This window comes from Pseudonocardia sp. SID8383, assembly GCF_009864975.1.
In the GTDB taxonomy this organism is placed as follows: domain Bacteria; phylum Actinomycetota; class Actinomycetes; order Mycobacteriales; family Pseudonocardiaceae; genus Pseudonocardia; species Pseudonocardia alni.
Map to the genome: position 1 here is coordinate 1 of NZ_WWFY01000416.1, position 8,119 is coordinate 8,119.

Below are 8,119 nucleotides of genomic sequence, written 5' to 3' on the forward strand. Positions count from 1 at the left end.
CCGCGCGGCACGTGCTCAAGAGCCGCCTGGTCCGGGCGGTCGTCGCCGGGGTGGCGGGGCAGGTCCGGGCGGACGTCGTCGCCGAGCTGGACGCGGTGGCCGCGGACGCGCTCGTACACGGACTGCTACCGCTGCACCGCCCTGCGCTGCTCGCCCGGGCCGACCTCACCGGGCCGGCACCGGGGCCGGACGGGGCACCGGACCCGGCCGGAGGTGGTCCGGATGCCGTACCCGCTCGGCCGCACCGCGGGCGCCGCGGGGCCGATCGGGCGATGCCGGAGGCCGGTTCCGGACCGGTCGCCGGAGCGCGACACGCCGGAGCGTCACCGTTCGATACGCGCAGTCGCCGAGCGGTGCGGAGGGTCGCCGACATGCGGTGTTGCACACGGTGAGCGTCCTCTATACGCGAAGTGACCGTAGCGGGCGAGAACTGCTGCGGGAGTAGTGCCCGGAGCCGGGCCCGGACGATGTACCGTACGGACTACTCCATTCGGCGACGCTTCACCCACATGACGCTGATGCACGTGGGTCAGAGCGCCGAACGGAGGGCACAAAATCGCCCCGACCGTGTCAAGGTGAGAGTGTCACCCGCCGATTCGGAGGGTGAAGAATCACCCGGCTGCAGGAAGCTGCAGGAAGGAATCGTCGTGACGACGGTACTCATCTGCGACGATCGTCGCAGCGTCCGCGAGGGACTGACTCGCGTCATGTCCGCGGTCCCGGGGGTCCAGCGCATCGACTGCGTCGCCCACGGGGACGAGCTCCTCGCCCGCTACGCCCGCCAGTCCGTCGACGTCGTCCTGGTCGGGACGCAGCGTGCTGTGCCCACCGGGGTGGAGGCCACCCGGCGACTGGTGGCCGCCCACCCGCAGGCCAACGTCATCGTCTTCGGAGCCCCGGACGACGCCGGCAGCATCGCCGCCGCCATCGCCGGTGGGGCACGCGGTTACCTGCGCTGGGACGCCTCGCGTCCCGAGCTGGTCGCCGCGCTGGCACACACCCTGGCCAGCACCTCGGTGCCGACCCCGCGCGTCCCCACCGACCCGGGGGTCCAGCTCACCGAGCGCGAGCTCCAGGTGCTGCGCGGGATGAGCCAGGGCAAGAGCAACGGCCAGATCGGCCGCGAGCTCTACCTCTCCGAGGACACCGTGAAGACCCACGCCCGCCGGCTGTTCCGCAAGCTCGGCGTCCGTGACCGCGCACAGGCCGTGGCCCACGGCTTCCGGCGCGGCCTGGTGTCCTGACCGGGCCCCCACCCGGAACGGCACGAGAACGCACCACCGAGCGACCGACCCCGAACCGGCCGCTCCACCCACTCGCCCGCGGGTGGGCATCGTGAGCCGGACCGACCCCCGCGGTCCGGCTCCACGCCCGGACATCCCCGTGTCCGGCCCACGCACCCGGGCCGCTGCAGACCCCCGCGGCCCGCACCCGGGGCACCACGCCCGGGACCCCCGACCGGCTCCGGCCGGCCCGGCGCCCGGTGACGGGACGCCGGTCGTGCTCCCCGCGACCGGACCCCGCCGGAGCGCGGCCGCCTCGGCGGGACCGATGACGGATCCGCCGGACGCCGTAACCGTCCGGGTCCGATCGGCCCTCGTCCGACGAGCGGTCGGGGGGACGCCGGGAATCGACCTCCGTCGTCCCTCTCGTCCCTGGTGTCACATGCGCCGCCGCAGCCCCGCGACCCCACGGCGACCCGTCCGGACTCCGCGCCGAACCGGGCGCGACCCGCGCCGGGCGGTCCACGGCCGGTGATCGGGCGCGGACGATCTTCACTGTGTCCGGTGACCGCAAATCTGCGGTGGGTGACGAACCGCTCGCCGACTGTGGTCGCCCCGTGGCCGTGTTCCGGCGTGGCCCCGCGCAACCCGGAACAGTGCACGATCGTCTGATCTGACATGGAGCGACTCCCGTCGGCGAGCCCCGCTCGGATACGGTGGATCCGAGCCGATCCCACCTGCGCGAACGCGGGTTGCCTCCACGATCGGATGACACTGCTGGAAGCTCGTAACGCCTGGGCGGTTCCCCACGATGAGTGAATCAAGAGACGTTCCCGACGAGTGGATCGAAGCGGCCATGGCCGGCGATCGGTCCGCGGTCGAGCGCGTTCTCGCCATGATTCGGCCCCTCGTCGTGCGCTACTGCCGCGCCCGTCTGGGGACCGACCGAGGGTCCGTCTCGGCGGACGATGTCGCCCAGGAGGTCTGCGTGGCCGTGCTCACGGCGTTGCCGGGGTATCGGGTGCAGGGTCGCCCGTTCCTCGCCTTCGTCTACGGCATCGCGTCCCACAAGGTCATCGACGCGCACCGGGCTGCGTCCCGGAACCGCTCGGAACCGATGGCCGACGTGCCGGACCGCATGGAGTCGTCCGACGGTCCGGAGTCCCGGGCCCTGCAGGTGGAACTGTCGAAGGAGATGTCCAAGCTCCTGGAGATCCTTCCGGACAAGCATCGGGAGATCATCGTGTTGCGCGTGGTCGTGGGTCTGTCCGCGGAGGAGACCGCGGCAGCCGTCGGCTCCACCCCGGGCGCCGTCCGCGTCGCCCAGCACCGGGCGCTGGCCCGGCTGAGGAAGATGATGAGTGAGGAGGTGGTCCGGGATGCGTGACCAGGGTCCGCACGGTCCGGGCTTCCCCCCGCCGCCCGGTGAGGGCTGGGAGCGCCCGCCCGCACCGGTGACGCGTGGCCGCTTCGGCGAGCCCCGCCCTCCCCGTACCAACGGCCACACCAACGGCCACTCGCATCCGCTCGGGCACCGGGGTCACCCGGTGCCGTTCGACGGGCGCACCGTCCCGCAGCCGGCCGTGCAGCGGCACGCCGCCCGCGCCGACGAGTGGGACGACCTCGACGGCGTCGAGGACGACGGCCCGATCGACCTCGTCGAGCTCCAGGCCGACGACGAGCTGATCAACGCCCTGTCCTCCGGGCTCGGCGTGTCCGGCCCCGGCCGGCGCGGCTACGACGTCGACGACCACCTGACCGCGATGCTCTCGTCCTGGAAGGACGAGGTCGAGCGCGACCCGATCCCGCAGCTCCTCGACACCGACGAGGCCGTGCAGATCCTGCAGCCGGCGAAGCCGTCGCGGAAGGTCTCCTTCCTGCGTCCGCTCGTCGCCGCCGCGGCGGTCGCGGCATGTGCGCTGGCCGTCGTCTCGATCAGTGCGCACGAGGCCCAGCCGGGCGACGCCCTGTGGGGTGTCTCCCGGGTGCTCTACAGCGAGCGCGCCGAACAGGTGCAGGCCGCGACCACGCTGCGCGAGGGCATCGAGCGGGTCAACGCCAAACTCGCCGCCGGGGACACCGTCGGTGCGCAGCAGGAACTCGCCGCGCTCGGCCCGCTGGTGGACCGCACCGCGCCCGACCTGCGCAACGACTTCGAGCAGCAGAACCGCTTCCTGAGCCAGAAGGTCGCCGAGACCCCGCCGGGCACGCCGACCGACCCACGGTCGCCGCTGCGCGACGGGACCCCGGCCCCGCCGCCCCCGGTCTCCGAGGGCGACGAGGACACCCCGGCGCCGGACCCGCGTCCGACGCAGGGAGCGACCACCCCGGGCGGCCCGACCTCCCCGGAGGGCACCACCGACCCGTCCGTGCTGAACGGGCCGGGTGAGACGTCGCCCACGACGTCGCCGTCGCCGTCGGAGACCTCGCCGACGACGGAGGGCCAGGCGGACCCGACGACGCCGACGACGGCGCCCACGACCCGGCCCACCGCGGCCGGGGAGGGACAGGCCGACCCCTCGGACGACACCACGCCCCCGCCGTCGTCGACGACGACCGGTGCGGTGAGCAGCACACCGAACTGACGCGGTCCGGCACGCAGCACGGCGACGGGCCCCGGAGGATCTCCTCCGGGGCCCGTCGTATGTCTCCGGGGTGCCGCGCTCAGTCGGCGAGGGTCGCGTCGGCGTACCCGCGGCAGTACTCCCACGTGACGTAGTACGCCGGGTCCGGGTCGTAGGCCGGCTCGTGCGGCCGCATCCGGCCCTCGTCGAGCAACTGCTGCAGGCTCGCGCGCAGCAGGTTCCACTCGTGGAAGTGCTGTTCGCCGCAGTCCGCGCAGTCGACGACGATCCCGCGGACGCCACGGCCCGCCAGCAGCGCCTGGTACACGGCGAGGTCCGCCAGGTCGGCCAGGATCTCGCCGCGGTCGGTCTCGTTCAACGGGGGGACATCGGAGTCACCGGAACCCGGCCACGGGCCGTCACCACGGTCGTCGTAGGCCTGCATCGAGAGCGCAGGGTCATCCGGGTCTCCGGCGAACGGGTCCGGTGGCAGCGCCTCTGGTGACACGGCGTACACGGTACCGGTGCAGGGGGGTCGGGCCCCGGCCCACCCCGGGGTGGTGGACGTACGATGGCGGCCTGCGGCGGGAGCCCGCCGTCAGCGTCGACCGCACCGCCTCGACAACACTGCTTCGACCGCAAGAGGAGCCCCGGAGAGATGACGAGCGAGATGGGCGGCCTGCCGGACAAGTTCGCGATGCTCGGACTGACCTTCGACGACGTGCTGCTGCTGCCCGCCGAGTCGGACGTGATCCCCAGCTCGGCCGACACGTCGAGCCAGGTGACCCGCCGGGTGCGGGTCCAGGTGCCGCTGGTCTCGTCCCCGATGGACACCGTCACCGAGTCCCGGATGGCCATCGCGATGGCCCGCGCCGGCGGTCTCGGCGTGCTGCACCGCAACCTCTCCCCGGACGCCCAGGCGGCCCAGGCCGAGGTCGTGAAGCGGTCCGAGGCCGGCATGGTGACCGACCCGGTGACCTGCAGCCCCGACGCGACGCTGGCCGACGTCGACGCCCTGTGCGCCAAGTTCCGGATCTCCGGTGTGCCGGTGACCGACGAGACCGGCCGGCTGGTGGGGATCATCACCAACCGCGACATGCGCTACGAGGTCGACACCGACCGGCCCGTGTCGGAGGTCATGACCCGCGCGCCCCTGGTGACGGCCAAGGTCGGCGTCACCGCGGAGGCCGCGCTGGGCCTGCTGCGCCGGCACAAGCTGGAGAAGCTGCCCATCGTCGACGGCGACGACATGCTGCGCGGCCTCATCACGATCAAGGACTTCAACAAGACCGAGCAGTACCCGCTGGCGACCAAGGACCCGGACGGGCGGCTCGTCGTCGCCGCCGCGGTCGGGGTCGGCGACGACGCCTACGCCCGCTCGATGCAGCTCGTCGAGGCCGGTGTGGACGTCCTGATGGTCGACACCGCGCACGGCCACTCCCGCCGGGTGCTGGAGACCGTCGCGAAGCTGCGCGCCGAGGTCGGCGACCACGTCGACGTCGTCGGCGGCAACGTCGCCACCTACGAGGGCGCCAGGGCGCTCGTCGAGGCGGGCGCGGACGCGGTGAAGGTCGGCGTCGGGCCGGGCTCGATCTGCACCACCCGCGTCGTCGCCGGGGTTGGCGCCCCGCAGATCACCGCGATCTACGAGGCCACCCGGGCGTGCGCCCCGGCCGGCGTCCCGGTCATCGGCGACGGCGGCATCCAGTACTCCGGCGACGTCGCCAAGGCCATCGCGGCCGGCGCGTCGACGGTCATGCTGGGCTCGCTGCTGGCCGGCACCGCGGAGTCGCCCGGCGAGGTCGTGCTCGTCGGCGGCAAGCAGTTCAAGACCTACCGCGGGATGGGCTCGCTCGGCGCCATGCAGGGCCGTGCCGGTGCCGCGGGCCGGTCCTACTCCAAGGACCGCTACGCCCAGGACGACGTGCTCAGCGAGGACAAGCTCGTCCCCGAGGGCATCGAGGGCCGGATCCCGTTCCGCGGGCCGCTGTCCTCGGTCGTGCACCAGCTCGGCGGCGGGCTGCGCTCGGGCATGGGCTACGTCGGCGCGCAGACCATCCCGGACCTGCAGCAGGCGCGCCTGGTGCGGATCACCGCGGCCGGTCTCAAGGAGAGCCACCCGCACGACATCACGATGACCGTCGAGGCCCCGAACTACGCCGCCCGGTAGTGACGGGGGCCCCAGCACCATCCTGAGCAGCGCCGCTTAGGGTGGTGCCCGTGCGTGACCTCGTGGAGATCGGGATGGGCCGGGAGGCCCGTCGTGCCTACGACCTCGACCAGATCGAGATCGTCCCGTCGCGGCGGACCCGCAGCTCGAAGGCCGTCTCGACGGCCTGGCAGCTCGACGCCTACCGCTTCGACATCCCGCTGCTGACCCACCCCACCGACGCGGTGGTGTCGCCGGACTCGGCGGTGCGGATCAGCGAGCTCGGCGGGCTGGGGGTGCTGAACGCGGAGGGCCTGTGGGCCCGGCACACCGACCCGAAGGGCGCGCTGGAGCGTGTCGTCGCGGCGGCGACCGGCGACGAGCCGGACTCCGCGGTGGCGCTGCTGCAGGAGCTGCACCAGGCCCCCATCCAGCAGGACCTGATCACCGAGGCGCTGCGCCCGCTGCGCGACGGCTCGCACACGGTGGCGGCGCGGGTCAGCCCGCAGCGCGCGCGGGAGCTCACCCCGGCGCTGCTCGCCGCGGGCGTCGAGATCCTCATCGTGCAGGGCACGATCATCTCCGCCGAGCACGTCTCGGACGGCGAGCCGCTCAACCTCAAGGACTTCATCGCCGAGCTGGACGTCCCGGTCGTCGCCGGCGGGGTGGGGGACTACCGCACCGCGCTGCACCTGATGCGCACCGGCGCCGCCGGCGTCATCGTCGGGTACGGGCAGTCCACCTCCACCACCACCGACGAGGTGCTGGGGGTCGGGGTCCCGATGGCGACCGCGATCGTCGACGCCGCGGCGGCCCGCCGCGACTACCTCGACGAGACCGGCGGCCGGTACGTGCACGTGATCGCCGACGGCGGCATCGGCACCTCCGGTGACATCGCCCGTGCCGTGGCCTGCGGCGCCGACGCGGTCATGCTCGGGGAGCAGCTGGCCGAGGCCGCGGAGGCCCCCGCGGGCGGGCTGTACTGGACCTCCTCGGCGGCGCACCCGTCGCTGCCGCGCTCGGAGGTCACCGGCCTCGCGCGGTCCGGGCGGACCCTGGAGCAGGTGCTGTTCGGGCCGACCGACAGCCCCTACGGCACGACGAACCTGTTCGGTGCGCTGCGGCGGGCGATGGCGAAGACCGGCTACTCCGACCTCAAGGAGTTCCAGCGGGTCGGGCTGAACCTGCGTACCTGAGTCACCCCTCGGCGGTCACGGCCGCCACGAACTCCGCGGCCCGCTCCCGCAGCCCGGCCCGTCGCTCGTCGACGGTCGTGCCGGGGGCCGGCTTGAGCGCGGCCGTCGCCGTCTCGACGCGGACGTGCTCGGCGCAGGCCAGGTCGGCGCAGATGTAGGTGCCGACGGTGTCGCCCTGGCGCCCCTTCGCGCCGCGGCGCGGGGCGGCGAACAGCGCGACCCCGCCGACGGTGTGGGTGGTCCGGCACAGCGCGCACATCGCCGCCGCGCGGGTGGCGCCGGTGGCGGCGCGCAGCACGACACCGGCCGGGCCGTCGTCGGTGGGGACCAGCAGCACCCCGCGGTCGGGGGCCTTCGGGTCACGCCAGCCGCGGACGTCGTCGAGCCGGTCGGGGTCCAGGTCGCGGACCCACGCGGGCAGGACCATCCGCGTCGCCTCCCCCTTGGAGCAGTTGGTGAGGGCGCGGCGGATCCGGGTCTCGGTCGGGCTGGTCACGGCGGGCCACGCTAGGCGCCTGTCGCCGCGGGGGTCGAGCGGGTTTCGCGCGGTAGGTTCGACGGCGACGCCGTCGTCAGCCAGGAGGAGCCCGCCGATGAGCCGCCCCACCGCCGGAGCCGCCATGGGCGGTGGACGAGCCTTCGTCGACGCGACCGGGACCCCGGTGCCGCTGCGCGGACCGGTCGTGCGGGTGGTGGCGACCGACCCCCGGGTGGGGGAGCTGCTGCTGGAGCTGGGCGCCCAGCTGGTCGGCTGCGCGGGGGCGCTCGACGGTGTCGACCCGGTCGGCGACGACCGCAGCCCGGACCCGCAGGCGGTGCGGGCGCTGCGCCCGGACGCGATCGTCACCGGGACCGCCGACGGCCGGTACGACCTGGCCGACCCGGCCCTGCTCGGACGGCTGCGCGACATCGCACCGACGGTCGCCGTCGACCTGGGGCGCCGCGCCGCGAGCGCCGCGGACCTGCGGGCGCTGCTCGGGTCGGTGC

7 protein-coding genes and 1 pseudogene are annotated in these 8,119 nt (G+C 74.1%); 6 read left to right on the forward strand and 2 right to left on the reverse strand.

Annotated features, from left to right (window positions below; genetic code table 11):
* Positions 1–647: 647 nt before the first annotated feature.
* From GTW08_RS10280 to GTW08_RS10290, 3 genes are all read left to right on the forward strand, one after another.
* A complete protein-coding gene (locus tag GTW08_RS10280) occupies positions 648–1,244 on the forward strand; it encodes a response regulator transcription factor (RefSeq protein WP_010225624.1) in 597 nt (198 codons plus the stop codon).
* Positions 1,245–2,034: 790 nt separating this feature from the next.
* Positions 2,035–2,610 (forward strand): sigma-70 family RNA polymerase sigma factor, encoded by a 576-nt coding sequence (locus GTW08_RS10285; RefSeq protein ID WP_073576432.1) that lies wholly within the window; start codon positions 2,035–2,037, stop codon positions 2,608–2,610.
* The gene (locus GTW08_RS10290; protein ID WP_100878714.1) at positions 2,603–3,808 is read left to right on the forward strand and encodes an anti-sigma-D factor RsdA; all 1,206 of its coding nucleotides are present in this window, start codon (positions 2,603–2,605) and stop codon (positions 3,806–3,808) included. Before GTW08_RS10285 ends, GTW08_RS10290 begins: the two co-directional genes overlap by 8 nt.
* Positions 3,809–3,887: 79 nt before the next feature.
* Here GTW08_RS10290 and GTW08_RS10295 read toward each other — a convergent pair whose 3' ends face one another.
* Positions 3,888–4,295 (reverse strand): DUF5319 domain-containing protein, encoded by a 408-nt coding sequence (locus tag GTW08_RS10295; protein ID WP_073576855.1) that lies wholly within the window; start codon positions 4,293–4,295, stop codon positions 3,888–3,890.
* Positions 4,296–4,445: 150 nt separating this feature from the next.
* Between GTW08_RS10295 and guaB the strand changes: the two genes are divergently transcribed.
* Both guaB and GTW08_RS10305 read left to right on the forward strand, forming a co-directional pair.
* A complete protein-coding gene (gene guaB / locus GTW08_RS10300; RefSeq protein WP_073576430.1) occupies positions 4,446–5,957 on the forward strand; it encodes an IMP dehydrogenase in 1,512 nt (503 codons plus the stop codon).
* 50 nt (positions 5,958–6,007) lie between these two features.
* Positions 6,008–7,132 (forward strand): GuaB3 family IMP dehydrogenase-related protein, encoded by a 1,125-nt coding sequence (locus GTW08_RS10305; protein ID WP_073576429.1) that lies wholly within the window; start codon positions 6,008–6,010, stop codon positions 7,130–7,132.
* 1 nt (position 7,133) lies between these two features.
* Here the strand turns inward: GTW08_RS10305 and GTW08_RS10310 are convergent, their stop codons facing one another.
* Positions 7,134–7,628: an FBP domain-containing protein gene (locus GTW08_RS10310; RefSeq protein WP_073576428.1), complete on the reverse strand. Its 495-nt coding sequence runs from the start codon at positions 7,626–7,628 to the stop codon at positions 7,134–7,136.
* 97 nt (positions 7,629–7,725) lie between these two features.
* On the opposite strand from GTW08_RS10310, the pseudogene GTW08_RS10315 reads away from it, so the two are divergent.
* Positions 7,726–8,119 (forward strand): annotated as a pseudogene (locus GTW08_RS10315) (hypothetical protein); the annotation flags it as partial.

Excerpts from the sequence above, each read along its gene's own strand:
- GTW08_RS10285 (WP_073576432.1), top strand. The coding sequence starts at position 2,035 with ATGAGTGAATCAAGAGACGTTCCCGACGAGTGGATCGAAGCGGCCATG.
- GTW08_RS10290 (WP_100878714.1), top strand. The coding sequence starts at position 2,603 with ATGCGTGACCAGGGTCCGCACGGTCCGGGCTTCCCCCCGCCGCCCGGT.
- guaB (WP_073576430.1), top strand. The coding sequence starts at position 4,446 with ATGACGAGCGAGATGGGCGGCCTGCCGGACAAGTTCGCGATGCTCGGA.